This is a genomic window from Novosphingobium mississippiense, from assembly GCF_044029535.1.
Lineage (GTDB): Bacteria > Pseudomonadota > Alphaproteobacteria > Sphingomonadales > Sphingomonadaceae > Novosphingobium.
Genome location: NZ_CP147001.1, coordinates 1,740,075 through 1,765,456, shown reverse-complemented (window position 1 = coordinate 1,765,456; position 25,382 = coordinate 1,740,075). Strand labels below are relative to the sequence as shown.

At 65.4% G+C, this 25,382-nt stretch carries 22 protein-coding genes; 11 read left to right on the top strand and 11 right to left on the bottom strand.

The window, feature by feature from the left end; translation table 11 throughout:
* The first annotated feature begins 24 nt into the window (after nt 1-24).
* Both WBP06_RS08305 and WBP06_RS08300 read left to right on the top strand, forming a co-directional pair.
* Nucleotides 25-2,571, top strand: coding sequence for a penicillin-binding protein 1A (locus WBP06_RS08305; protein ID WP_395333705.1), 2,547 nt, complete (start codon nt 25-27; stop codon nt 2,569-2,571).
* Between the two features lie 109 nt (nt 2,572-2,680).
* Nucleotides 2,681-3,751, top strand: coding sequence for an alpha/beta hydrolase (locus WBP06_RS08300; RefSeq protein ID WP_395333703.1), 1,071 nt, complete (start codon nt 2,681-2,683; stop codon nt 3,749-3,751).
* Nucleotides 3,752-3,908: 157 nt separating this feature from the next.
* On the opposite strand, the gene WBP06_RS08295 is transcribed toward WBP06_RS08300, so the two are convergent.
* On the bottom strand, nt 3,909-4,967 hold the full coding sequence (locus tag WBP06_RS08295) for an AraC family transcriptional regulator ligand-binding domain-containing protein (protein WP_395333701.1): 1,059 nt from the start codon (nt 4,965-4,967) through the stop codon (nt 3,909-3,911).
* A 150-nt stretch (nt 4,968-5,117) separates the two neighbouring features.
* Between WBP06_RS08295 and WBP06_RS08290 the strand changes: the two genes are divergently transcribed.
* The 3 genes from WBP06_RS08290 to WBP06_RS08280 all read left to right on the top strand — a co-directional run bounded on the left by WBP06_RS08290 (nt 5,118) and on the right by WBP06_RS08280 (nt 7,785).
* Complete coding sequence (locus WBP06_RS08290) at nt 5,118-6,089, top strand: enoyl-CoA hydratase/isomerase family protein (protein ID WP_395333699.1); 972 nt, start codon at nt 5,118-5,120, stop codon at nt 6,087-6,089.
* A gap of 194 nt (nt 6,090-6,283) precedes the next feature.
* Complete coding sequence (locus tag WBP06_RS08285) at nt 6,284-7,330, top strand: helix-turn-helix domain-containing protein (protein WP_395333697.1); 1,047 nt, start codon at nt 6,284-6,286, stop codon at nt 7,328-7,330.
* Nucleotides 7,331-7,449: 119 nt separating this feature from the next.
* On the top strand, nt 7,450-7,785 hold the full coding sequence (locus tag WBP06_RS08280; RefSeq protein WP_395333695.1) for a hypothetical protein: 336 nt from the start codon (nt 7,450-7,452) through the stop codon (nt 7,783-7,785).
* Nucleotides 7,786-7,845: 60 nt separating this feature from the next.
* Here the strand turns inward: WBP06_RS08280 and WBP06_RS08275 are convergent, their stop codons facing one another.
* Entirely contained in the window at nt 7,846-8,655 is an 810-nt protein-coding gene (locus WBP06_RS08275; RefSeq protein WP_395333693.1) for an enoyl-CoA hydratase/isomerase family protein, read from the bottom strand.
* 212 nt (nt 8,656-8,867) lie between these two features.
* On the opposite strand from WBP06_RS08275, the gene WBP06_RS08270 reads away from it, so the two are divergent.
* Nucleotides 8,868-10,556, top strand: a complete 1,689-nt coding sequence (locus WBP06_RS08270; protein WP_395333691.1) for an FAD-binding protein — start codon at nt 8,868-8,870, stop codon at nt 10,554-10,556.
* Nucleotides 10,557-10,583: 27 nt separating this feature from the next.
* On the opposite strand, the gene WBP06_RS08265 is transcribed toward WBP06_RS08270, so the two are convergent.
* Complete coding sequence (locus tag WBP06_RS08265) at nt 10,584-11,378, bottom strand: hypothetical protein (RefSeq protein WP_395333689.1); 795 nt, start codon at nt 11,376-11,378, stop codon at nt 10,584-10,586.
* A gap of 104 nt (nt 11,379-11,482) precedes the next feature.
* Nucleotides 11,483-11,785: a hypothetical protein gene (locus tag WBP06_RS08260; protein WP_395333687.1), complete on the bottom strand. Its 303-nt coding sequence runs from the start codon at nt 11,783-11,785 to the stop codon at nt 11,483-11,485.
* A 298-nt stretch (nt 11,786-12,083) separates the two neighbouring features.
* Here WBP06_RS08260 and WBP06_RS08255 point away from each other — a divergent pair, with 298 nt between their 5' ends.
* The 5 genes from WBP06_RS08255 to WBP06_RS08235 all read left to right on the top strand — a co-directional run bounded on the left by WBP06_RS08255 (nt 12,084) and on the right by WBP06_RS08235 (nt 19,040).
* The gene (locus tag WBP06_RS08255) at nt 12,084-13,871 is read left to right on the top strand and encodes a class I adenylate-forming enzyme family protein (RefSeq protein WP_395333685.1); all 1,788 of its coding nucleotides are present in this window, start codon (nt 12,084-12,086) and stop codon (nt 13,869-13,871) included.
* A gap of 69 nt (nt 13,872-13,940) precedes the next feature.
* Entirely contained in the window at nt 13,941-14,954 is a 1,014-nt protein-coding gene (locus WBP06_RS08250) for a thiamine pyrophosphate-dependent dehydrogenase E1 component subunit alpha (RefSeq protein WP_395333683.1), read from the top strand.
* Nucleotides 14,951-15,973: an alpha-ketoacid dehydrogenase subunit beta gene (locus WBP06_RS08245; protein ID WP_395333681.1), complete on the top strand. Its 1,023-nt coding sequence runs from the start codon at nt 14,951-14,953 to the stop codon at nt 15,971-15,973. The genes WBP06_RS08250 and WBP06_RS08245 overlap by 4 nt, the downstream gene beginning before the upstream one ends.
* A gap of 259 nt (nt 15,974-16,232) precedes the next feature.
* The gene (katG, locus tag WBP06_RS08240) at nt 16,233-18,467 is read left to right on the top strand and encodes a catalase/peroxidase HPI (RefSeq protein WP_395333679.1); all 2,235 of its coding nucleotides are present in this window, start codon (nt 16,233-16,235) and stop codon (nt 18,465-18,467) included.
* Nucleotides 18,468-18,665: 198 nt separating this feature from the next.
* Nucleotides 18,666-19,040, top strand: a complete 375-nt coding sequence (locus WBP06_RS08235) for a c-type cytochrome (RefSeq protein ID WP_395333676.1) — start codon at nt 18,666-18,668, stop codon at nt 19,038-19,040.
* 1 nt (nt 19,041) lies between these two features.
* Here WBP06_RS08235 and WBP06_RS08230 read toward each other — a convergent pair whose 3' ends face one another.
* The 7 genes from WBP06_RS08230 to WBP06_RS08200 form a co-directional block, all read right to left on the bottom strand.
* Nucleotides 19,042-19,986, bottom strand: coding sequence for a cation diffusion facilitator family transporter (locus tag WBP06_RS08230; RefSeq protein WP_395333674.1), 945 nt, complete (start codon nt 19,984-19,986; stop codon nt 19,042-19,044).
* A gap of 76 nt (nt 19,987-20,062) precedes the next feature.
* Complete coding sequence (locus WBP06_RS08225) at nt 20,063-21,064, bottom strand: acyl-CoA dehydrogenase family protein (RefSeq protein WP_395333672.1); 1,002 nt, start codon at nt 21,062-21,064, stop codon at nt 20,063-20,065.
* The gene (locus WBP06_RS08220; RefSeq protein WP_395333669.1) at nt 21,061-22,254 is read right to left on the bottom strand and encodes an acyl-CoA dehydrogenase family protein; all 1,194 of its coding nucleotides are present in this window, start codon (nt 22,252-22,254) and stop codon (nt 21,061-21,063) included. The genes WBP06_RS08225 and WBP06_RS08220 overlap by 4 nt, the downstream gene beginning before the upstream one ends.
* 71 nt (nt 22,255-22,325) lie before the next feature.
* Entirely contained in the window at nt 22,326-22,979 is a 654-nt protein-coding gene (locus WBP06_RS08215; protein ID WP_395333667.1) for a TIGR02281 family clan AA aspartic protease, read from the bottom strand.
* Nucleotides 22,976-24,160: a CCA tRNA nucleotidyltransferase gene (locus tag WBP06_RS08210; protein WP_395333665.1), complete on the bottom strand. Its 1,185-nt coding sequence runs from the start codon at nt 24,158-24,160 to the stop codon at nt 22,976-22,978. The genes WBP06_RS08215 and WBP06_RS08210 overlap by 4 nt, the downstream gene beginning before the upstream one ends.
* Nucleotides 24,153-24,746 carry a CoA pyrophosphatase gene (locus tag WBP06_RS08205; RefSeq protein ID WP_395333663.1) on the bottom strand — a complete coding sequence of 198 codons (594 nt, stop codon included), beginning with the start codon at nt 24,744-24,746 and terminating at the stop codon, nt 24,153-24,155. Before WBP06_RS08205 ends, WBP06_RS08210 begins: the two co-directional genes overlap by 8 nt.
* Nucleotides 24,743-25,288, bottom strand: a complete 546-nt coding sequence (locus WBP06_RS08200; RefSeq protein ID WP_395333661.1) for a DUF1285 domain-containing protein — start codon at nt 25,286-25,288, stop codon at nt 24,743-24,745. Before WBP06_RS08200 ends, WBP06_RS08205 begins: the two co-directional genes overlap by 4 nt.
* Nucleotides 25,289-25,382 lie beyond the last annotated feature (94 nt).

Genomic DNA, 25,382 nt, shown 5'->3' with positions numbered 1-25,382 from the left:
TCCCCATGCTAGAGGGCGGTCGCAATGACTGACGATACCAGCGAAAACGGTGCCGAGCAGGCTCCCGAGGATGCCCACTTCCGCCTGCGTCGCGGCGCCCGTGCTTCTCTAGCCGGACGGTTCGACGGGATGCGCAAGGCATGGCGCGAACGCAAGTGGCTGCGCCGCTTCGGCTATCTGGGCGCGGTGGGCCTGATCGGCGCGGGCAGCCTCTACATCGTCGTCGCGCACGACCTGCCAGACGCGAACAAGCTGCTGGAATACCAGCCGCCGCTGCCGACCATGGTGCGCGGCGTCGATGGCAACATTGTCTACAGCTATGCCCGCGAGCGCCGCGTGCAGCTGCGCTTCGTCGATTTCCCGCCCAAGCTGATCGACGCTTTCCTCTCGGCAGAGGACAAGACGTTCTGGACCCACGGCGGCGTCGATTTCGGCGGTCTGGCCGGCGCGGTGGTGGACTATGCGGCGAAGCTGGGCACGGGCGGCCGCGCGCGCGGCGGTTCCACGATCACCCAGCAGGTGGCCAAGAACATCCTGATCGGCGACGAATATTCGGTGACGCGCAAGCTCAAGGAAATGATCCTTGCCCGCCGCATCGAAGGCGTGCTGAACAAGCAGCAGATCCTGGAGCTTTACCTCAACGAAATTCCGCTGGGCCGCCAGAGCTTCGGCGTGCAGGCCGCCGCGCGCGCCTATTTCGGCAAGGACGTGGATCAGCTTGACCTGCATGAGGCGGCGTTCCTGGCGATCCTGCCCAAGGCGCCGGAGCGTTATGGCCGCAAGCAGTACGAGGAAATGGCGATCACCCGTCGCAACTGGGTGCTTGACCAGATGGTCGACAACGGCTGGGCCACGCGTGCCGAGGCCGATGCCGCCAAGGCGCAGCCGCTGGGCCTGATCGCCCGCCGCGTCGAGACCTATGACACCGCCAATGCCTATTTCATCGAGGAAGTGCGTCGCCGCCTGATCGACCAATATGGCGAAAAGGCCGAGGATGGCCCGAACAGCGTCTATGCCGGCGGCCTTTGGGTGCGCACTTCGCTCGATACCGAGATGCAGAAGGCGGTGCGCGATTCCCTGCGTGCCGGCCTGCTGAACTATCAGGGCAACCGCGAGTGGACGCGCCCGATCGCGCATATCAACAATCTCGACAACTGGCAGACCGAGCTGATCGTTTCCAACAAGACGATCGACTACAAGGACTGGCGCATCGGCGTGATCCTTGACCGTTCTGGCAGTACCGGGCGGATCGGTTTCTCCGACGGTAGCACTGGCACGCTGACGAACATCGCTGACGCCGCCAAGGCGGGCGACGTGGTCGCGGCAGCGCCGGTTTCGGGCGATACTTATGCGCTGCGCACGATCCCCGAGGTTTCGGGCGGCATGATGATGGAGCAGCCGGGCAGCGGGCGCATCGTCGCCATGCAGGGCGGCTTCGACGCGGGGTTGGATTCGTTCAACCGCGCCGTGCAGGCCGAACGCCAGCCGGGTTCGACGATCAAGCCGTTCGTCTACGCGACCGCGCTCCAGTACGGCATGACCCCCGCGACGCAAGTGCTGGACGGCACCTTCTGCGTCTATCAGGGCGCGGCGCTGGGCGACAAATGCTTCCGCAACTTCGGCGGGGAGGGCGGTGCCGGCAGCCACACGATGCGCTGGGGCCTTGAACAGTCGCGCAACCTGATGACCGTGCGCATCGCCAACGACACCGGCATGCCGCGCGTGATCAAGACCTTCCACAACGTCGGCATCGGCGATTACAAGGCCTACCTCTCCTTCGCGCTGGGCGCGGGCGAGACGACGGTGGCGCGCATGGTCAACGCCTATTCGGCGCTGGCCAACAATGGCGTGCAGTTCCAGTCCTCGCCCATCGACTATATCCAGGATCGCAATGGCAAGGTGATCTGGAAGTCCGACAACCGTCGCTGCGACACCTGCAACATGGCCGAATGGGACGGAAAGCCGATGCCGCGCATCGACCGTCGCGGCAAGCAGGTGCTGGATGCGCCCACCGCGTACCAGGTAGTGCACATGCTGGAGGGCGTGGTCACGCGCGGTACGGCCGTGCGTCTGCGCGAACTCAACATGCCGCTGTTCGGCAAGACTGGCACCACCAACGGCCCGACCGACGTGTGGTTCGTGGGCGGCACGCAGGACTATGTCGGCGGCGTCTACCTCGGTTACGACAACCCGCGTTCGCTGGGCGGTTACGCGCAGGGTGGCCGCATTGCCGCGCCGATCTTCAAGCAGGTGGTGGAGGCCACGCGCCCGCGTTGGGCGATGCAGCCGTTCATTGCGCCTGCCGGCATCCGCATGGTTCGCATCGATCGCGTGACCGGCAAGCGCGTGATGGGCGTGGAGCCGAGTGACGATCCCAAGGCGGCCGTCATCTGGGAAGCCTTCAAGCCCGATACCGAGCCGCGCCAGTACACGCCGGAGGACGAGTTCACCCGCCGCCGCGATGCGCTGGTTGCCGAAATCCGCCACGCCCGCGACGCGCGGCAGGCGGCCAATGCCGAAAACTCGGGCGACATGACCAACTTCATCGAGGAACAAGGCGGCGTTTACTGAGGATCAATCGGCTCGGGCGAATGATCGCCCGGGCCGCTTCGTATCCATCTCGCCAGAATAACCAAGCATGGTTAGGATCCTGCCCATAACAGGGAGAGAGGATCCGTCGATGAAGAAGGACGATCGCACCGGAACCGGGCGCGGTATTGCATTGCCGATGGCATTGGCGGCCAGCGTGCTGGCGCCATCCGTTCCCGCGCTGGCGGATGCGTCGATCACCGCCGCTTCCGACGATGCGGTCTATGTACGGCCTGACGTGGCGGCCTATCTCAAGGCTTCCGCCGCGCACCCGCTGCCGGTGATGACCGCCGAAGTGCTGGCGCAGATCCGCAAGATGCCGCCGGGCTCGATGCCTTCGCGGGATCTGCCGGTGGGTGAGATCGCGGTGGCGAAAGACCTTGAAATGCCGGGGGCGGGCGGGCCGATGAAGCTGCGCCTCTATGACGCGCGGGCGCAGCGCGGGCCGGGGCCGGTCATGGTGTTCTACCATGGCGGCGGCTACATTCTGGGCAGCATCGATACCCACGCCGCGCTGGCGGCCGAAATCGCCCGTCGCCTCGATATTCCGGTGGTCTCTGTCGAGTACCGCTTGGCGCCGGAACATCCCTGGCCGGCCGCGCCCGAAGATGGCGAGGCGGCCGCGCGCTGGATCGCTGCCAACGGCAAGGCGCTGGGCCGCGACGTGACCGGACTGGTACTGAGCGGGGACAGCGCGGGCGGCAACCTGACGCTGGTTACCGCCGCGGCGCTGCGCGACAAGCCGGCGGCGGTTCCGGTCATCATGCAGTTGCCGATCTATCCGGCCACCGATTTCGTCGATCAGTATCGTTCGCAGCAGCTGTTCGGCAGCGGCTACGGGCTCGATGCGAAGGACTCGGCATTGTACCGGCAGCACTATGCCGCCGATCCCAAGAGCCTTCGGACTTCGCCGCTACTGGGCGACCTGAAGGGATTGCCGCCGACGGTTCTGGTAACCGCCGGGCTCGACCCATTGCGCGATCAGGGCAGGGCCTATGCGGCCAAACTGGTCGAAGCGGGTGTGCCCACGGTCTATTACGAGGGGCACGGGCTGGTCCACGGCTTCGCCACGTTCCGCAAGGATATCCCCTCGGCGCAGCAGGATACCGAGAACTTCCTCGCGCTGGCGAAGACGATGCTGGGGGAAGTGCAGGCGAAGTGAATTGATGGAGGCCTAATACTCCGTCGCCCCCGCGAAGGCGGGGGGCCGCTTCCTTCGCGCCACGTTTCAAGAAAAGCGGGATCCCCGCCTTCGCGGGGATGACGAGGATTGAGGGGTGCGGTCGGGGCTTAGCCGCAAACGCGCTAAGCCCCGGACCTCAACACCCCGCCCGAAACTGCTGCGGGGTCATCCCCGTCCAGCGCTTGAAGGCGCGACCGAAGCTGGTCTGCTCGCCATAACCCAGCCGGTCCGCGATCTCGTCCAGAGACAGCCGCCGGTCCGCCAGATGCGCGCGCGCCAGGGACTCGCGCTGTTTCTCGACCAGTTCGGAGAACCGCACGCCTTGCTCGGCCAGCCGCGATTGCAGCGTGCGCACCGAAATCCCGGTCTTCTCCGCGCAACGCTCGATCGAACAACGGCCGTAGGCGAGCGAGCCGCGAATATAGCTTTCAACCTTGTCCACGATCGACGGGCTGTGCGTGGACTTCACTTGCTGAAGGTACGAGCCGAGCAGCTTATACAGCAGCCGGTTCGCACTCGGCACCGGTTGTTCCAGCGCGCCGACCGGGAAGGCCACCGAATTGCGCTGCGATTGGCCACGCACCTTGCAGCCCAGCAGCTTTTCGATTTCCGGCAGGTCGCTGGATCGTGGATCGGCGGAGAGGCTTACCCAGCTCGGTCTAAAGGCCGGGCCGCCGATTGATTGCAGCAGCTTCAGATTGAGCATCGCCGCTTGATAGTTGGCCTGATCGTTCACGCCGATGTCGGTGTTGACCAGCCAGGTCAGCTCGGCCGTCTCGCGGCCCTCGATCAGCACCACCTCGCAGTCGGGGGCGTGGACCACCGGCAGGAACTCGATCAGGCAGCGGATGCCCGCGCGCACGGTAGGGGCAGAGCGGCAGAGCGCAGTGACGCAACCGAACACCTCCGGATCCTGCATCGAGCCGAAATGCAGGCCGAACAGCGGATCGTCGAACAGCGCGCTGCAATATTCGAAGGTGTCCGCCACCTGCTGCGGGGCGACCAGGCTTTCAGGATCGATCAGCACGCGCGATTCCATGCCGTGCCGCTCCACGATGCCGCGCGCGTCGCGGCCGTGGCTGCGGGCCAGATTGGCCAAGCCGGCAAAGTTGGCCGCGCGCACTTGCCCGCCGCTGGGCGCCACGTCCAGCGGACCGTCGAGGCTGAAGAAGCTGCTGCCGTGAACCATGCTCATCCCTCTTGCGGGCGGTATCCGCCTCTCATGTCGCGCATCCAATATCGAGAAGGTCGCGCCTAATGCCAATCCCCCTTGCCTTGCCTGTGGCAGCACTCGGGAAAGCCCCGAAAGTCATGAGTGGGCCCAAAATCGAAGGCGGAGAGAACCATGAAGACCATAGCCGACCACAAGAAGGTGGCCGAACAGCATGTCCTCTACGAGAAGGACCCCGCAACCAAGATCGCCACGATCACCTTCAACCGGCTGGACAAGCACAACACCGCCACGATCGGCATGCGCGCGCGCTTCGGCGAACTGGTGTTCAAGGCGAACATCGATGACGATGTAAAAGTGCTGGTGATCCGCGGCATGGGCGATCACCTGGGCAGCGGCGGCGATCTGGACGAACATGGCGATCTCTACCTGAACCCGCAGCCGGGCGACGGCTTCCTGGTCGATCTGGAGATCGACGATCCGGAAGTGAAGTACCCGCCGCCGGGCTCTTTCCGCTATCTCCACGGCCTGACCGACTATTACGCCAAGGCGCGTTCGGGGAACCGGCCGCTGCAGGAATTCAAGAAGATCTCGATCATCGAGGCCAAGGGATACTGCTACGGCTGGCACTTCTACCAGTGCGCCGATGCGGACATCATTGTCTCGGCCGACGATGCGCTGTTCGGCCACCCCTCGTTCCGCTACGCCGGTTGGGGACCGCGCATGTGGCAGTGGCTGGAAATGGTCGGCCTGCGCCGCTTCTCCGAAATGCTGTTCACCGGCCGTCCGTTTACGGCGGACGAGATGTACAACTGCAACTTCGTGAACTCGGTCGTCCCGCGCGACAAGCTGGAGGCGGAAACCGCCAAGTACGCCCATGCCTGTTCGATCACCCGGCCGACCAACGTGGTGGTGGCGCAAAAGACCTTTATCGAGGCGTACAAGCAGTATCGCGGCGAATACATGGGCAGCCTGCTCACCGGCTGGCTGGAAGGCATGCTGCCGTTGATGAAGGACGATGGCGAGAACAACGTCAACCTGGGCAAGGGCAGCACCTTCAAACAGGGAATCGGCAAAGTGGTGAAGGGCCATGACGAGAATTACCCGCCCGAATGGCGCCTCTCGATGAAGGGCCGGAAAGGCTGAATCTGCGGGATCGGAAGAAATCTGCATTCAATGCAGATCGCGCTGCATGAGATGTAGAGTTGCTGCGCGTTCTGATGATACCATGGCGGCGAGGATGTGAGACCGGCAGCAAGCCGGCCGCAGCCTCGCCAGATATGGGCCAGAGGCGGATAGTGTAGACATTCGCACGGCCCTCAGCACCCGGGGAGAGGGTCATGGCTGAAACCTTGTTCGCGCTGGACAGGCGCAATGTACACGAAGGCCAGAAAGTGTTCCGGGGGGAACGCGCTCAGGAATACTATCGCGGAGACTTCTGGGTAGAGGATGCGCCAACGGTAGACGTGCGCTCCGAACGGCGCGCGGTGGGGGCGGTTTCGATCATTCGCCAGCGCTCCGCCAGCAACCTGTTCTTTCGCCGATCGCGCCAGCACATCCGCGAGGATGCCACCGATCTGTCGATCCTGTGGTTCGTGCGACGCGGCGAGTTCGCGTTTTCCAACCAGTGCGGCGCGAAGGTGGCGGCAGAGGGCGATTTCGTCATCACCCGCTCCATGGAACCGTTCCTGATCGAATGCCGCACGGACGGCACCGGATTGAGCGAAGTGCTGCATGTCACCGTGCCCACGCATCTGCTGCGCGCGCATGTGGCGCAGGATTGCAGCAGCGCGCTGGTGGTGCCGGCATCGCGGGGCAGGGCGGTTCCCGAACTCGCCATTGCCGAGCATATGCTGGGTGACGTTTTCGCGGACGATGGCCGGCTTTGCGAGAATTCGGCGCGGCTGCTGGTGGAAACGGCGCTGGGCCTGATCGGCCACGCCGTGCGCGCGCTGGAAGAGCCGCGCCCGGCCCGCCAGTCGATCGCCGAACGCCGGCTGGAGGATGTGCTGCGCTTTATCGAGGTGCATCTGTCCGATCCGCAGCTGTCCACCGCGATGGTGGCCAAGGGCTGCGGCATCAGCCCGCGCTACCTCTCGTTCCTGCTGCGCCTGCGGGAGACATCGTTCTCCGAACTGGTGTGGGAACAGCGGCTGGGCAAGGCGCGTGACTGGCTGACCAATTCCGATCCGCGCGATATCTCGATCAGCGAGATCGCCTACGGGGTCGGCTTCAAGAGCCCGGCGCATTTCAGCCGCATGTTCAAGCGGGTGTTCGGCGCCAATCCGCGCGAATACCGCGGCGACAGCGGCGGAGATGTGGCGCAGTCCGCAGCCATGACCACCGGTTTCGGCGATTTCCCTGGCGGCTCCAGCCTGCTTCAGTAACCGGTGCGCCGCCCCGGCGATGCCTGCGCCCGCTCCGGTGCAGGCCCTGCGCCGCGCTTGCAACCCCGCGCGGCGCAGGGTGATGTTCGCCGCCGACATATACGAACAGGAGGATGCCGATGCCCCGTTACAAGCTCGTCGCGCTCACCACGCCGCTGCCCGGCCGTGAGAACGACTATCACGAATGGTACAACACCAAGCACTTGCCCGAACTGGTCAACAAGTTCGGCATGAACGGCGCGCAGCGCTATGAATTGGTCGCCAAGCTGATCGGCAACGACGCCAATCCCTATCTCGCGATCTACGACATCGAGTGCGACGATCCGATGGCGTTGCTGGGCGCGATCGGCAAGGCGACTGCCGCAGGCGAACTGACGCAGAGCGACGCATCCGACATGGCGAGTTGCTATACCGCGCTGTTCACTGAACTGGGCGAACCGGTGCTGCCAGCCTGATCCTACCGAACCATCTAGCAGATAGACCCCTCGAGCCGATGCAGGCGCGAGGGGTTTGTCTTATCTGCCGATAAACTTCGGTGCGCGCTTTTCCTTGAGCGCCAGAACTGCCTCCAGATGGTCCGCGCTGCGGACGGAAACGCTTTCGTAAGCGATCCCGGCGTCCATCACGGCAGTGGCGAGGCGCTTCAGTTCCAGGTTCGTCAGCACTTTGGTCGCGCGGATCGCCATCATCGCGCCGCCCAGCAGCCGGGCGCAGAAAGCATCGACCTTGGCGTCCAATTCATCCGCCGGGACGCAATGGTTGACGAGGCCGATCTCGGCCGCCTTGCTGGCGGTGAGCAGGTCGCCCGTCAGCAGGAATTCCTTGGCGCGTGTAAGGCCGATGCGCTGGGCCCAGATCACCGCGCCGCCGTCCCCTGCCACAAGGCCGATGCCCACGTGCGGATCGCCGATCTTGGCGCCTTCGGCTGCGAATATCACGTCACAGAGCAGGGCCAGCGTTGCTCCCAGGCCCACGGCGTGGCCGTTCAGGCGGCAGACCACCGGCTTGTCGATATCCAGCAGCGTCAGCACGATGCGCTTGGCGATGCGCGCTTCGTGATCGAACAGGTGCGGGTTGCGGGCCGAATTCTCGATATGGTCGAGGTCGCCCCCGGCGGAGAAGGCGCGGCCGGCGCCGGTGATGACGATCACATCCGAACCCGGATCGCCCTGCGCGAACCACAGCGCCTCTGACAGTTCGTCATGAAGCTGGAGGTTGACCGCGTTCATCGCGTCCGGCCGGTTGAGCGTCAGGCGCAGCAGCCGTCCCTCGCGTGCGAGCAGGATGGTTCCGAATTCCGGCAGCGGCGGCACGTTATCGCTCATCTCGGCATGTCTCCCTCGTTTCCCTGCTCATAAGCCCGCCGAAAGCATCGGCCACCCCGCAATCGTTCGGAGGGTCAACCCTTCGCCCCGGCGAAACCTTTGCGTCGGCAAGGCTTGGGCGGCCTGCTTCGCTTGCATCGTGCGGGCAAGTCCGATCTACCTCGGCGAAAGCCCGCGCGATGCAAGCGGCGGGGCACGTGTGAGAGGGCGAGATGGCCGAATTCGACGAGACGTTCGACTGGGTGGTCGTGGGCAGCGGGGCAGGCTCCATGGCATCGGCACTGCTGATGAAGCAGGCGGGCAAGTCGGTCGTCATTCTGGAAAAGGCGCCTTGGGTCGGCGGCACCACCGCGAAGTCGGGCGGGGTGATGTGGATTCCCAACAATCGCTTCATGAACCCGGGCGAAGACAGCTTCGAACAGGCCTGCCAATATCTGGACTCCGTGGTTCCGGACGATGCGGACAGCCCCGGTACCAGCCCCGAACGCCGCCGCGCCTATGCCCGCGAAGCGCCCAAGATGCTGGACTTCATCGTCTCTCAAGGCGTTGCCATGGAGCGCGGATCGACCTTCTGGCCGGATTATTATGACGAGCTTCCCGGCGGCGTGAAGACCAGCCGTACCGTCACCGCCGTGCCGTTCGACAAGAACGAACTGGGCAAGGAATGGGCCGGTCGGCTGCGGCAAGGTTTCGCCGAGTTTCCGGTGAAGTTGGACGACGGCATGAAACTGCCTTTTGCCAAGCATTCCTGGGCGATCAAGATGCTGCTCGTGCGCGTGGGGCTGAAGATCATTGCCGGCAAGCTGACCGGCAAGCACTGGGTCACTGCGGGCGCGGCCTTGCAGGGGCGGATGCTGAAGGCAGTGATGGCCAAGGATGCCGCCGATATCCGGCTGGAATCGCCGGTGAACGAAGTGATCATCGAAGACGGCAAGGCCGTGGGCGTCGCCACCGTGAAGGACGGCAAGCCCTGGCGCGTGGGCGCGCGGCTGGGCGTGCTGATGAACGCGGGCGGCTTCTCGCAGAACCAGGCCATGCGCGACAAGTACATGCCCGGCACCCGCGCGGTATGGTCGAACGGGATCGAGAGCGATGCCGGCGACATGCATGTCGAACTGGAACGCAAGGGCGCGGTTCTGGCGCAGATGGACCAGATGGTCGGCTTCCAGATGAGCGAGGCGCCCGGCTGGGATACCGACTACGTCAAACCCGGCACCCAGAGCACCACCGGCAAGCCCCACGCGATCCAGGTCGACCAGACCGGCGTGCGCTATCTGAACGAGGGTGGCTCTTACGAGGAATTCTGCGAGAACATGCTGGTGCGCAATCGCACGGTTCCCGCGATCCCGAGCTGGGCGATCATGGACCAGCAGTACATGGACGAATACGCCGTGGCCGGCAAAGGCACGGCGAAGAAGAACATGGCCGGCTGGCTCTCCTCCGGCTGGATGCGCAAGGCGGATAGTCTTGAAGCGCTGGCCCGGCAGATCGGGGTGCCTTCCGATGCGCTGGCCGGCACGGTGGAGCGCTGGAACGGCTTCGTGCGCGGCGGCAAGGATGAAGACTTCCACCGCGGCGAGCGCGCCTATGACAACTGGCTGGGCGATCCCTACTTCAAGGACGGCCCCAACGCCTGCATGGGCACGATCGAGAAAGGCCCGTTCTACGCCATTCCCATCGTGCCGGGCGATGTCGGCACCTACGGCGGCGTGGTCTGCGACTGCGATTCCCGCGTGCTGAAGGCGGACGGCACACCGATCGAGGGGCTCTATGCCTGCGGGGTCACCACCGCATCGCCGATGGGCCGCGTCTACCCCGGAGCGGGGGCAAGCGTCGGCCCGTCAATGACCTTTGGCTGGGTGGCGGCCAAGCATGCGGCGGGGCTGGGCAACCAGCTTTGACCGCCGCCTCAGGCGGCTGCACAGGGATCAGTTCTGCGCGGCTTCCAGCACGGTCTGCACGCGCACGCGGGGGAACACGTCTTCCAGCGGCGTGCTATCGGGCAGCACGTAGACGTAGCCGCCCTTCTTCTGGAACAGGGGCACGACGCCCTTGTTGTAGAAGGCCATGGGCACGTTGATGCAGCCGAAAGTGATGCGGTTGTCCTCGATCGTTTTCGACAGCATCCGCGCCTTGCGGTTTTCCTTGTTGCCAACGGGGATCGTGTGGAGCGCCACGGAGGTGGTGTAATCCACCCAGAGCACCTTCTGGTTGCCGGCCGCCAGGCCGAACTTGGCGAGGAAGCGGCCCGCCGGCGTGGTCTTCTCGGCCGGGCCGATTTCTGAAAGCGACTTTGCGCCTACACCCGGAGTGGCTTCGTCGCCCAGCGCCTTGCCGATCAGGACCGGCGCGTCGGCCAGCGGCTTGCCCGTGGCATCGAACAGGTAGGCCCGCGCGAATGGCTTGTCGACGATGATGTAGGGCAGCGCTCCGTTGTCCTGCGAACCGGCGATCCAGCGCGCGACGAGGGCGGCGGAGTCCGACAATGCCGGCGCATATTCGGCTGCGCCTTCCTTGTCCGGCGCACCGGCCTGTTCGGTTTCGGTAGCCTTCGGAGAAGCCTTGGCCGGGGTCTTGGCCTTCGCCGTGGTCTTCGCCTTGGCGGGCGCCTTCACTTTTGCCGGGACTTGCGCCTCTGCAACGGCCTTTGCCGAAGCAGGCGCGTTCGCCGGGGCGGCGCCGGCCAGCGCAAGCGCGGCAAACGCCAGGGGAACACTGATCATCGTGCGAATGTACTCGAAGAATGTAGACATGGAAATGGTCGGCGTCGTGAACGACGCCGACACATTAGGTCGCAGTTATAGCCAGATTAAGGCTGGAATTGCGCTCAGTTGCGGGCCTTCTTGCGCTGGCTGTTCTGCAACTGCTGCTCGACGCCATCGACCCGGCTGTTCAGCTGGTCGATCCGCTGGGCGTTCTGCTGGGCAGTTCCGGAAGCGGCCTGTGCCTCTGCCAGGGCCTGCTTGGCGGTGCCATCCGTCTGCTGAAGGCGGGAATCGAGTCCGTCGATGCGCTGGTTCACCGTGGCGATCTGGTCGTTCACGTAACCTTTGGTGGCGCATCCACCAAGGCCGACCGAACCCACGAGCACGATCGCTACGGGGGCGAGTTTCGTCAGATATGGCGACATCGCATTCACTCCTTATTGTCTATATTGTTTAACAGCCCCGCCAAAATTCCAAGCCGAGCGGGTAAACGTGAACAATGCGATTCTGGCCGACCGTGCTTCTGTTCGGGTGAACGGATGTCGGGACTGCCATGTGCAATAAGTTACGCAGCGGCGTTCGGTTCCACGCAATATGTTTGTCTCCATCGGCGCAGCGAAGTGACTGCGCCTACCTAGCACATTTTCGCGCCTTTCGCAGGCCTTCGCGGCGCTGCTAGGCCCCATCGCGACACGATGATCGCGACTGGAAGGATTGAGAACCATGCATCATGCCGGCAGATCCGCCAGCGGGGCCGCCATAGGGGCAGGCTGCGTGTTGCCCGATCCCGGCCAGTCGCTGGTGCAGGCGCCTTCGCTGGCGGATGAACCGGGGCAGGGCGCGCATACGATCGCCGGCTATCTGCGCGAGGTTGTGGCGCGTTATGGCCCGCGCGAGGCGGTCGTCCTGCGCAAGGGGGACCATCGTACTGCATGGACTTACGAGGAACTGCTCGCCCGCTCGATGGAGGTGGCCCGCGCACTGGTGGCCCATGGCATCGGCAAGGGGGAGCGGGTCGGCATCCTGATGACCAACCGGCCGGAATTCCTTTCCAGCCTGTTCGGCGCCGCGCTGGCGGGCGGCGTGCCGGTGGCGCTGAGCACCTTCTCCACGCCGCAGGAACTGGATCACCTGCTGCGCGCTTCGGAAGCGACGCTGCTGCTGTACGAGGCGCGGGTGTTGAAGAAGGACTTCGGCGCGATGCTGCTCGAACTGGAGCCGGACATTCTCACCGCTCGGTCTGGGCTGGCCTCGGCACGGTTCCCGTACTTGCGCCGGCTTGTCGCGCTGGGCGGGGCACCGGGGGAGGCGGAGCCCTTTGCCGTGGGCGCGGGCGGCGCGGTGGAGACCTGGGACGAGTTCCTGGCCCATGGCGCCGGGGTGGCAGAGGAACTGGTGCTGGCCAGGGCCGATGCCGTGCATCCGGCCGACATCGGCGGCATCTTCTTCTCTTCCGGCACGACCAGCCTGCCCAAGGGCGTGGTTCATTCGCAGCGGGCCTTCGCCGTGCAGTGGTGGCGCTGGCCGCGCCTGTTTGCGATGCATGAGCCGGTGCGCAGTTGGACGGGCAACGGCTTCTTCTGGTCCGGCAACGTCTCGATGGTGGTGGGCACAGCGCTTTCCACCGGCGGCACGGTGGTGCTGCAGCGCGTGTTCGACGCGGACGAGGCGCTGGATCTGGCCGAGCAGGAGCGGGTGACGTTCCTGAACGGCCGCCCGCATCAGTGGGCCCGGCTTCAGGCCTCGCCGAAGTGGGTGGGGGCGGACCTTTCCAGCGTGAAGTACGTGCCACGCGGCGAACTGATCTGGCAGCATCCCAGCGTCTCCACCCAGTGGGAAGTGCCGATGTCGTTCGGCTGCACGGAGACGATGACGATCTGCACCTCGTTCGTTGCCGACGATGCCGAGGGGCGGGTGGAAGGCTCTTTCGGGGCGCCTTTGCCGGGGAATATCCTAAAGATCGTCGAGCCGATATCGGGCCGCGTCGTGCCTGTGGGGACGGTGGGAGAGATGTGCATCAAGGGGCCCACGCTGATGTCCGGCTATCTCGGCAAGGCGCCCGAAGAATGCTTCGATGCGGAGGGTTTCTTCTGCACGGGCGACGCCGGACGCGTCGATGAGGCGGGTCGCTTCTTCTGGGAAGGGCGCATGACCGAGATGATCAAGACCGGCGGCGCCAATGTCGCCCCGATCGAGGTGGACGAGGTGATCGCCCGGATTCCGGGGGTGAAGCGCACCCAGACCGTGGGTGTGCCGGATGACTTGCTGGGCGAGATGGTGGTCGCCTGCATCGTCCCGCTGGATGGCGCGGTGGTGGACGAGGCTGCGGTGATCGCAGCGTGCAAGGCGCAGATCGCCAGCTTCAAGGTGCCGCGCCGCGTGCTGTTCTTCCGCGACGAGGATTACGCGATCACCGGCAGCGAAAAGGTGAAGTCAAGCGAAGTTCGCAAGCTCGCCCAGGCGCGGCTGGAAGCGGATAACGCCGAGGCGGTTCGGCCCACCCTTGCGTGAGGTTACCGGTGGCGTACTGAACTGGGGTTCAGCCAGCCCACAAGAACCGGGCTGATCGAGAGAGGACTTATGAGCGAAACTTTGGAGAATCGGGCACTGGAGAACCGGGCAACCCCGGACGCCAAGACCCAGCTCGACATCTATCGCCGGATGATCCGGATCGAGCGGAACGACGATGCCACCCGCACCCAGATACGTCGCGGCCGCATTACCGCGCCGTATTACTCGGCGCGCGGGCAGGAATGCATTCCTTCGGCCATCTCGGTGCTGCTGAACAACGACGACAAGATCTGCACGATCTATCGCGGCATCCACGACATGGTCGCCAAGGACATGCCGCTGCGCCCGCTCTGGGCCGAAATCTGCGGCCGTGTCGACGGCACCTGCAAGGGCAAGGGCGGCCCGATGCACCTCACCCACCCGGAAACCGGCGTGATGGTGACGACGGGCATCGTCGGCTCCTCCATGCCGATCGCCAACGGCTTCGGCTGGGCGGCACTGCTGGACGGCACCAAGCAGGTAACCGTGGCCTACTTCGGTGACGGCGCCAGCAACATCGGCGCGTTCCACGAAGCGCTGAACCTGGCTTCGGTCTGGAAGCTTCCGGTGATCTTCGTCTGCCAGAACAATGGCTTTGCCGAGCATACCCGTTATGAGAACGGCACTGCGGTCGACCAGATCTCGAAGCGCGCGATCGGCTACGGCATGCCGGGCTACACCGTGGACGGCAACGACCCGGTCGACGTCTACGCCCACGCCCACGCCGCCATCGAGCGTGCGCGTGCGGGCGAGGGGCCGACGCTGCTGGAATGCAAGACCTTCCGCTTCATGGGCCACGTCTTCGGCGACAACGACGCCTACATGACCAAGGAAGAGAAGGCGGCGGCGATGGCGGACGATCCGCTGCCCAAGTACCGCCAGAAGCTGATCGACGATGGGATCGCCACGGCCGAGGAACTCGACGCGCTGACCGCGAAGATCGAGGCCGAAGTGAACGACGCCATCGAATTCGCGATGGCCTGCGAATATCCGTCCGACGACGAACTGCGCCGCGACGTCTTTGCCGAGGAGATTCCGGCATGAGCACCGATACCCTTGACGCTCCGGTCGTAGAGACCGTGAAGATGAACGGCCTTCAGGCCATCAATGCCGCGCTGTTCGAGGCGATGGAGGCCGATCCCAAGGTCCTCGTGCTGGGTGAGGACATTGCGGACAACGAAGGCGGCGGCGTCGTCGGCGTCACGCGCGGCCTTTCCACCAAGTTCGGCACGATGCGCGTGCGCTCCACGCCGATCTCGGAACAGGCGATCATCGGTGCGGCCATCGGCGCGGCCATGGGCGGCTACAAGCCCGTTGCCGAAATCATGCTGATGAACTTCACGACCGTCGCCATGGACATGATCGTGAACCACGCCGCCAAGCTGCGCTTCATGTCGGGCGGCCAGAGCCAGGTGCCGATGGTGATCCGCACCCTGACCGGCGCGGGCAACCAGACCGCCGGCCAGCACGCCGACTTCTACGAGGCATGGTTCTGCCACACCGCTGGCATCAAGGTGGTGATCCCCTGGACCCCGGCGGACTTCAAGGGCCTTTACCTCTCGGCCATTCAGGACCCGGATCCGGTCATCATCGTCGAGAGCGGCAAGACGCTGTTCGTGCCGATGGACGTGCCCGTCAATCAGGGCCCGATCCCGCTGGGCAAGGCCAACGTCGTCGCGCCGGGTTCGGACATCACCATCGTCTCCTATGGGCAGATGATGTTCACCGTCATGCAGGCCTATGAGGAACTGACCAAGGCGGGCGTCTCGGTCGAAGTGGTGGATCTGCGCACGATCTCGCCCTGGGACAAGGAAACCGTGCTGGCTTCGGTCGAGAAGACCGGCCGCCTTTTGGTGGTCCACGAAGCCGGACGCAACTTCGGACCCGGCGCGGAGATCGCCGCGACCGTGCAGGAAACGCTGTTCGGCAAGCTGAAGGCTCCGGTCGGCCGCCTTGGCGCGCCGTACTGCTCGGTGCCGTTCGCGAAGAAGCTGGAAGACGCCTTCCTCGTTCAGCCGCCCGAGATCATTGCCGAGGCCCAGCGCCTCGTCGCCATGGGCTGAAGCGGCGCACGAAATTGACTGTAAGGGAAGGGCCTCCGTAGCAGTACGGAGGCCTTTTTCGTGCTGCGCTGCGGCGCGGATTTTCGGGCTTTGGCGGGAGTGCGGGAGAAATCCTTTGCTGCCGCGATGTGTATTTGTGACAAAACATTGCGTAATCGTGGCAGGCGATCACAATCATTAAATCGATCAGTTTTTTGGAAAATTTCTCCGCCGCTATCCCGGACCTCCAACAAGGTTCGATCAACAGGAGGAGGACCCAATGTCCAGAACATCGACTTCGCTTTGCGCGCTGATGGCCGCCGTGCTGCTGCCGCTCGCCGCAACACCCGCTCAGGCCGAAGGTGCGGGGGCACCGGCAACTGCAGCGCCCAACACCAACCAGGACTGGTGGCCGGATCGCCTCGACCTTTCGCCGCTGCGTCAGAACGATCCCGCATCCAATCCCTATGGCGCCGATTTCAACTACGCCAAGGAATTTGCAACGCTCGATATCGAAGCGGTGAAGGCGGACATTCGCAAGACGCTCACCACCTCGCAGCCCTGGTGGCCGGCCGACTATGGCCACTACGGCCCGTTCTTCATCCGCATGGCATGGCACAGCGCCGGCACCTACCGCGTGGTCGATGGCCGCGGTGGCGGCGCGGGCGGTGAACAGCGCTTCGATCCGCTCAACGCCTGGCCGGACAACGTCAGCCTCGACAAGGCCCGCCGCCTCGTCTGGCCGATCAAGCAGAAGTACGGCCGCAAGATTTCCTGGGGCGACCTTATGGTGCTGACGGGCAACGTCGCGCTGGAGGACATGGGCTTCAAGACGCTGGGCTTCGCCGGCGGCCGCGCCGATAGCTGGGAGCCGGACACGGTGTTCTGGGGCCCCGAAAAGAAGTGGCTGGGCGATGAGCGCCGGGACGCCAAGACCGGCCTGAAGGGCCCGCTGGCGGCGACACAGATGGGCCTCATCTACGTCAATCCGGAAGGTCCGAACGGCAATCCCGATCCGCTGGCCGCCGCTGCCGATATCCGCCTCGCCTTCGGTCGCATGGCCATGGACGACGAGGAAACCGCCGCGCTGATCGCGGGCGGCCACACGTTCGGCAAGGCCCACGGTGCGCACAAGCCGGACGATTGCCTTGGCGGCGATCCCTCGGCCGCGCCGGTGGAGCAGCAAGGCCTCGGCTGGGCCAACAAGTGCGGCAAGGGCAATGCCGAGGACACGATCACCAGCGGCCTTGAAGGCGCATGGTCGGCCGATCCGGTGAAGTTCACCACCCAGTACCTCGACAACCTTTACGGTTTCGATTGGGTGAAGACCAAAAGCCCCGCCGGCGCCACGCAGTGGATTCCCAGCGATCCGAACGCTGGCCAGTTGGTGCCCGACGCGCATCGCCCCGATGTGCGCCACGCGCCGATCATGTTCACCACCGACATCGCCCTGAAGGAAGATCCCGGTTTCCGGGCGATCACCACCAGGTGGCGCGAGAACCCTGAACTCTTCGCGCAGGCTTTCGCGCGGGCGTGGTTCAAGCTGACGCACCGCGATATGGGACCATCCGCGCGCTACCTCGGCGCGGACGTCCCCAAGGTCAGCTTCGTCTGGCAGGACCCGCTGCCCAAGGCGACCTATGCCACGATCGATCAGGCCGACGCGAGCGTGCTGAAGGCGAAGATCCTCGCCACCGGAATCGCTCCGCGCGAACTGGTGAAGGCGGCATGGGCCTCGGCCGCGACGTTCCGTGGCACCGACATGCGCGGCGGTGCCAACGGCGCGCGTCTGCGGCTCGATCCGGCCAAGGGCTGGGCGGTCAACGATCCTGTGGAACTGGCCAAAGTGCTGGCGAAGCTGGAAGGCGTGCGCAAGGCGTTCAACGCTTCGGCCACGGGGGGCAAGCAGGTCTCGCTGGCGGACGTGATCGTGCTGGGCGGCAACGCCGCGGTGGAGCAGGCAGCGGCGAAGGCGGGCTATACCGTCACCGTGCCGTTCACGCCGGGCCGCGTCGATGCGACGCAGGCGGAGACCGATCCCAAGTCCTACGACTATCTGCGCCCGCGCGCCGACGGTTTCCGCAACTACTACGGCGCGGACAGTGACCATTCGCCGGCAGAGATGCTGGTGGACAAGGCCAACCAGCTGGAACTGACCGTGCCGCAGATGGCGGTGCTGGTTGGTGGCATGCGCTCGCTGGACGCCAATGCCGCGCATTCGCAGAGCGGCGTATTCACGGCGCAACCTGGCACGCTCTCGAACGACTTCTTCGTCAACCTGCTCGACATGGGCACCAGGTGGCAGAAGTCGGACAAGGGGCCCGGCCTCTACGAAGGCTATGACCGTGCCAGCGGCAAGCTCAAGTGGACGGCGAGCCCGGTGGACCTCGTGTTCGGATCGAACTCCGAACTGCGCGCGGTTTCGGAGGCCTATGCCTCGGATGATGCGACGCAGATGTTCGTCGCCGACTTCGTGGCGGCCTGGGGCAAAGTGATGAACCTCGACAGGTTCTGATCTCCGGATGGCGGCGTTGGTGATCCTGCGCCGCCGCAACCCTAACATCTTCGTCGCCCCCGCGAAGGCGGGGGCCCCGCTTCCTTCGCGCTACGTTTCAAGAACAAGCGGGATCCCCGCCTTCGCGGGGATGACGGGGTGGTTTGGATTGGCATCGGGCGTTAGAGGCGCCAACCCCATCTACTGGAATGCTTTCCCGTGAAGACCTATTTCCTCGCCGCCGTTTCCGTGGCGGTTATGACCGTGCCGCTGGCCTCCACCGGCTCCGCGCAAAACGCGGTCCCGCGCCCGGCCATGTTCGCCACTTGCGCCGCCTGCCACGCGACCGAGGCGGGCAAGACCTCCTACGGTCCGAACCTCCACGGCATTGCCGGACGCAAGGCGGCCAGCCAGCCCGGCTATGCCTATAGCCCCGCGCTCAAAGCCTCCGGCCTCAGCTGGGATCGCCCCACACTCGACGCCTGGCTGACATCGCCGCAGAAGAAAGTTCCGGGCACGAAGATGCCGTTCGCCGGCATCCCCGATCCGGCGCGGCGCAAGGAAGTGGTCGATTACCTGATGACGCTGAAGTAACTCACCAGACCATCGCATCGGCCCGCTTTTCCGGGCGGATGTAGATGGACGTGATCCAGGGGGAGAGGGCTTTCATCCGGCACTCCAGTTCCTCGATCAGGGTTTCGGCATCGCCCATCCTCAGGTCGTCCGCGAAGTCGGCGCTGATGGCGACGAAGATGGCCTGCGGGCTCGTATGGATGGTGCGGATGTGGTTCACCGCGTCGATGCGGGGGTGGCCGTCCAGCACTTCGCGGATGCGGGCGATCAGCACCGGATCGGCCGCCTCGCCGATCAGCAGTTCCTTGGATTCGCGCGCCAGCAGCACTGCCACGCCCGCCAGCACGCAGCCGATCAGGACGGAAGCGACGCCGTCGATGCGCGGGTCTGCGAAGTGGATGGAGGCCCATACGCCCACGGCGGCGATGACAAGGCCGATCAGCGCGGCGCTATCCTCGAACAGCACGATGAAGCCCGGCGGATCCTTGCTGCGGCGGATCGCCTGCCACCACGTCTGCTCTCCGCGCCCGCGATCGAATTCGCGCACGGCGATGGCCCATGACGCGCCTTCCATCAGGAAAGCGATGCCCAGAACGATGTAATTGAGCGTCGGGTCGTCGATCGCGTGCGGGGCCGAGATATGGACGAAGCCTTCGTAGATCGACACGCCCGCGCCAATCGCGAAGATCAGGATGGCGACGACAAAGGCCCAGAAATAGAGTTCGCGGCCATAGCCGAACGGGTGCGTTGGGTCCGGCTTTCGGCTGGCACGCTTCTGGCCGTAGAGCAGCAAGACCTGGTTGCCGCTGTCCACCAGTGAGTGAACGCCCTCCGTCAGCATCGAGGACGAGCCGCTGATCCCGGCGGCCACGAACTTGGCGATGGCAATGCCGAGATTGGCCGCCAACGCGCCGTAGAGCACGATATTGGCCTTGAAGTGCGCAGCGAAGCTGCCTGTCTCGCTCATCGTGGGGCGGTTCCTCGGGGCTCTCGAAGAGTCCCAACTGTCACCGCCCGCACGCGGTTGCGCAAGCCCTGTCGATTTAGCCCAGCGCCTGACGGCCCACGCGCTCGTTCCACAGGTCCGCATTGCCGCAGAGTTGCAAGTTCAGCAGCGCGCGCTTGAGGAACAGGTGGCACGGATGCTCGTCCGTCAGGCCGATACCGCCGTGAAGCTGGACCATCTCCTCGGTCACGAAGCGGAAAGCTTCGGCGGCCAGCACTTTGGCTGCGGCGAGTTCGGTGACGCTGGCGCCTTCGTCGCGCACACGCTTCCAAAGCAGGGCCTCGGCAACGACGATGCGCGTCTTCATGTCGGCGGCGCGGTGCTTCAGCGCCTGGAACAGCGCGATCGGCCGGTCGAACTGGCGGCGGACCTTCATGTATTCGATGGTCATGTCCAGCGCTGCACCGGCCGCGCCGATGCAGTCCGCCGCGAGGGCGAGTTGCGCCTCGCCCGAGAGCCGGTCGTGCAAGGCCTTGGCGCCGTCTGCGTCGGTAAGCATCAGGGCAGGGGCAAAGCCATCCAGCACCACATCGAACAGGCGACGGCTGGGATCCCAGATCGCGCGGTCGACCAGCGAGACGCCCGGCGCGTCGAGCGGCACCAGCGCATAGCCGCCGGGAAGCTGCGCGACCACGGCAACGGCCATGTCGCCCTCGAACACGCCGGCGATCGTGCCGGAAACGGTGCCGTCGGACGATGGCGTCAGCTTGGACGGGAGCATCGGCAGCGGGGCATATTCACCGCCGGCCAGCCGTTCCAGCCAGTCCGCACGCCCGGCAAAGTCTTCGCTGGCGGCAATCGCCTGAAGGCCAAGCTGCGCGGGGATCAGCGGCATCGCCGAAAGCACGCGCCCCATTTCGAGGTGCAGCGCGGTCGATGCCTCGCGCGTGAAGCCAAGGCCACCGTCCTCTTCGGGCAGGCGCACCATCAGCCAGCCCATTTCGGCGGCAAGTTGCCAGCTTTCATCGCGCGAGGGGGAGAGCTTTTCCGCCGGAAATGCCTTCTGCGCGGCGTCGGTGAGTTCGTTCAGTTCGATCACAGCACCCACCCCTTCGGCTCGCGCGGCATGTCCAGCATGCGTTCGGCGATGATGTTGCGCTGCACTTCCTCGCTGCCGCCGGCGATGGTCCAGGCATAGGAATTCATGAAATCGGCCATCCAGTTGCCGGTATTGAGATCGCCGAAAGTGATTGGCGCCACGTATTGTTCGTCCATGCCGCCCAGCCGCAGGCCCAGCGCGGAGTAGGCGCGCAGCGCGCGGCTGTAGGCGTTCTTGACGATGGAGGCGTCGCCCATGCGCTCGATCCCGTTGATGCGGTTGTCGAGGAACTGGTCGGCAATCGCGCAGACCGCGTCCACTTGCGTGACCAGCGCGCCGAAATCGCGTAGCACGCCGCGGTCCTCTTCATGCCCATGCTCCCGGATCAGCTTCGTCACGCGGCCCAGCGCGCCGCGCATCCGATAGGACAGTTCCATCAGCGTCAGCCCGCGTTCGGAGGCGAGCGTCGCCTGGGCCACGGCCCAGCCTTTGCCTTCCTCCCCCACACGCCCGGAGACGGGGATCTCCACGTTGTCGAGGAAGATCTCGGCGAATTCTTCATCCCCCTGGATCTGGTGGATCGGGCGGACGGTGACGCCCGGCGCCTTCATGTCCATCAGCAGGTAGGTGATGCCTGCCTGCTTCGGGCCGTCCGACGAAGTGCGCGCCAGCAGCAGGCACTTGTCCGCGAACTGGGCCATCGTCGACCAGACCTTCTGGCCATTGATGACGTAGACGTCGCCATCTGGGCGGGACTGGAGTTCGGCCCGCGTCTTGATCGCGGCAAGGTCCGATCCGGCGCCGGGTTCGGAGAAGCCCTGGCACCAGGTCTCGCCTTGCAAGATGCCGGGCAGATAGCGCGCCTTCTGCTCGGCATTGCCGCATTCGTGCAGCGTGGCGAAGGCGTGGTAGGTGGACACGAACGAGAGCAGGAGGCGCGGGCAATCGGCGCGGGCCAGTTCCTCGTAGATCACTTTCTGCTCGGCCAGGCTGCGGCCGCCGCCGGGGTATTCGGCGGGCCAGTGCGGGATTGCATAGCCGGCGCGGACGAGCTTTCCGAACCAGTCGCGCTGGGTGCGGACGAAATCGTCCTGCGTGCGGCTGGCATCGCGCCAGCCGGTGGGCGCTTCGGCGGCAAGGAAGCTGCGGACTTCGCTGCGCAGCGCTTCTAGATCGGCATTATCGGTCATCCCCTGTCCTTGCCGCCCGGCCGTGGGGGCGTCCAGACAGCGGCGGGTCGCCGCGGCGATATCGCGGGTTGTCAGTCCGCCTTGTCCGCTTTCGCTGCGGGCTTTGGTTCAAGGATCAGCTGGTTGTTCTGCACGCGCCAGCTGCCGAGTTGGGACAGCAGGTTCATGCCGATGACGTTGGTTTCCACCTCGTTGTCGGGGCCGATGGCGATCGGCAGCGAAGTCGCCTCGATCGATCCGAAGCGCAGCGAACTGGCGGTGGCCATGCGGGCGACGATCGTGCCGTTCGCGGTATCCAGCATCACCCCTTCATCGCCCTGATCGGGAACGATCCCGGCGCGGCGGGCGACGGACTGGGAGATGCCGGTGTAAGTGGCGCCGGTATCGATCAGGAAGTTCACCGGCTCCCCATTCAGCTGGGCTTCCACCCAGAAATGATTGTCCGTGCGTAGCGGGAGCACCGTCTGCGTCCCCTGGATGGAGGCCGGGCGCACCTGATCGAGCCAGAGCGCCGCGTCGGAGCGGTGGGCATTGCTGGCCAGGCTGGCGACAGTGAGCAGCAGTGCGGCGGTGAGGCCGAGGTAGGCGGTGTTGCGCAGCCCGTGGCTGAGGCGCGGATAGCGCATGGTCAACATGCCGGCGAGCATCGAGACGAGGATCGCCGCAATGGTCAAACCCATCAGCGGCTTTTCGTAGAGGAATTGGGAAAGCTCGCCCAGGTTCACGAGTTCTGCTCCGCCAGTTCCGCGTCGAGCAGGGCCTCGACACGGGATGCGGCGGGGAAGCCTTCGGCGATCCAGCGGTCTTGCACCCGGCTCAGGATGCGCGCCACTTGCGGTCCGGCGCTGACGCCGCGCGCGACGATCTGGCCGCCTTTGAGCGGGAATTCAGGTATCTGCCAGCCTTCGAGCGGCGCGGCATCGGCGCCGGCAATCAGCAGGCGATCCAACGCACCTTCGCGGCCGAGACGGTAGGCGAGGGCGCGCGCATTACCCGGCTCCACCTCCCGCGCGGCAGCGGCGGACAGGCGCTTCTTCTGCGCGCCGGAAAGACGGAAGCGAGAGGCGATCTGTTCGGCCAGTTGCACTTGCGCCGGTAGCAGCGCGGCCAGGCGGCGCAGCGGATCGGGGCCGATGCCTTGCGCCTGTTCGGCGGCGACCAGCGCGGCAAGCGCGGCGGGATCGGCTTCGGGCAGGATCACCGCCAGCACGCCCAGCTCGGCCATGCGTGCCACGGTTGGCGCCGGATCGGGCAGGCCGAGCAGGTTCATCATCTCCATGCCCACGCGTTCGCGCGAAAGGCCCTTCAGCGTGGCGGCGAGTTCGGCGCAGGCGCCTTCCGCTTCCTCATCCGCCGGTTGCGATCCGAACCGGGCCTGAAAGCGGAAGTAGCGCAGGATGCGCAAGTGGTCCTCGCGGATGCGCTGGCGGGCATCGCCGATGAAGCGCACGCGGCGGGCGGCCAGATCGGCCAGGCCGCCGAAATAATCGAAGATCCGGCCGGTCAGTGGATCGGCGTAGAGCGCATTGATCGTGAAATCACGGCGGGCGGCATCCTCCTGCCAGTCTTCGGCGAATTCCACGGTGGCGCGGCGGCCGTCGGTGGAAACGTCGTGGCGCAGGGTGGTGATCTCCACCGGGCCGCCTGGCAGCACGGCGGTGACGGTGCCGTGCTCGATCCCGGTGGGCACGCGGTGAATGTCCGCACGCTTCAGGCGGATCATCACTTCGTCCGGTTCCAGCGTGGTGGCCATGTCGATGTCCTTCACCGGCAGGCCCAGCAACGTGTCACGCACGGAACCGCCGACGAAGCGCGCATTCTGCGCGCCCAGCGTTTCCACCAGCGCCACCATGTCCTCTCGCCGCATCCAGACAGGATCGATGCGGTCGGGCAGCGTGTCAGTCATTCCAGTTCAGCCTGCGGGATAAGTTGTGCAGGATCGCCCCGGTCACGCCCCAGATGCGGTGGTCGTGCCAGTTGATCTCCACGAAACGGTGATGGCGGTCTTCCCATTCGACCGTGCATTGCTGCTGGTTGGCGGGATCGAGCAGATAGCCCACCGGCGCCTCGAACCATTGCGCCACTTCGGCCGGGTTGGGGTGGATCGGCAGGTCGGCGGGGATCACCGCCAGAACCGGGGTGATCTCGTACCCGCTGCCGGTGCGATAGACGTCGCTGGTGCCCAGAACCTGCACATCGCGCGGGTGGATGCCCAGTTCCTCGTCCGCCTCGCGCAGCGCCGCCTCGATGGCGGTTTCGCCATCGTCCAGCCGCCCGCCGGGGAAAGCGATCTGGCCGGGGTGCGCGCGCATGGTGGAGGGGCGGTGGAGCAGCAGCGTGCCGGGCTTGTCACGCTCGGTCAGCGTCACCAGCACGGCGGCGGGCTTGAATTCCGGAATCTCGTCGATGCGCGGGTCCAGCCAGAGTTCGGGCGGGGCGTTGCGATGCGCGGCGTCGAAGCGGGGGCGCAGGCGGTCGAACAGCAGGCTCATGCGGGCACCAGATCGAATGTCGCGCCCTGGCTCGTCACTGTCAGGCCGCCACCCGAAAGCGCGATCTCGGCAAGCTGGCCGTAAGTGCTGCGGTTGAGGCGGGCTTCGGTGCCGTTGCGCACGGCAAGATAGAAGGCAGGGGTTTCGGGATCGCCTTCACTGCGGATCGGGTGATCCGGGCCGGCGATGACGATATCGTCGGTGTTGAGGCGGAAGACCAGCGCATCGCCTTCCGCGCGCACATCGGTGGCGATGAAGGCGGCGTCCTCCACTTCGATCGAGAGCTTCTCGGCAGGCGTGACCAGCCAGTGCTGCCCCGCATCGTCGCGCAGCAGCAGCGAGGCGAAGGCGCGGACCATGGCGGGACGGCGGATTTCGCCGCCCTGATGGAACCAGCGCCCGTCCGCCAGGATGCGCATTTCGCTGTCGCCCGTCTGGGCCGGCGACCATTCGGAGACCGGCGGCAGCTTGCGCGCGGCCACCAGCTCGGCCGCTTCGGCCAGCGTCAGGGCGTTCAGATCGGGCGGCACATCATAAGGCATGGCTTCGCGATGCCAGATAGGGGCTCGCGCGCCAAGGTCCAGCCGGGATCTTCCCGCGATTTAACGCGAGCAGGGAAATTATCGGCGCGTTCTT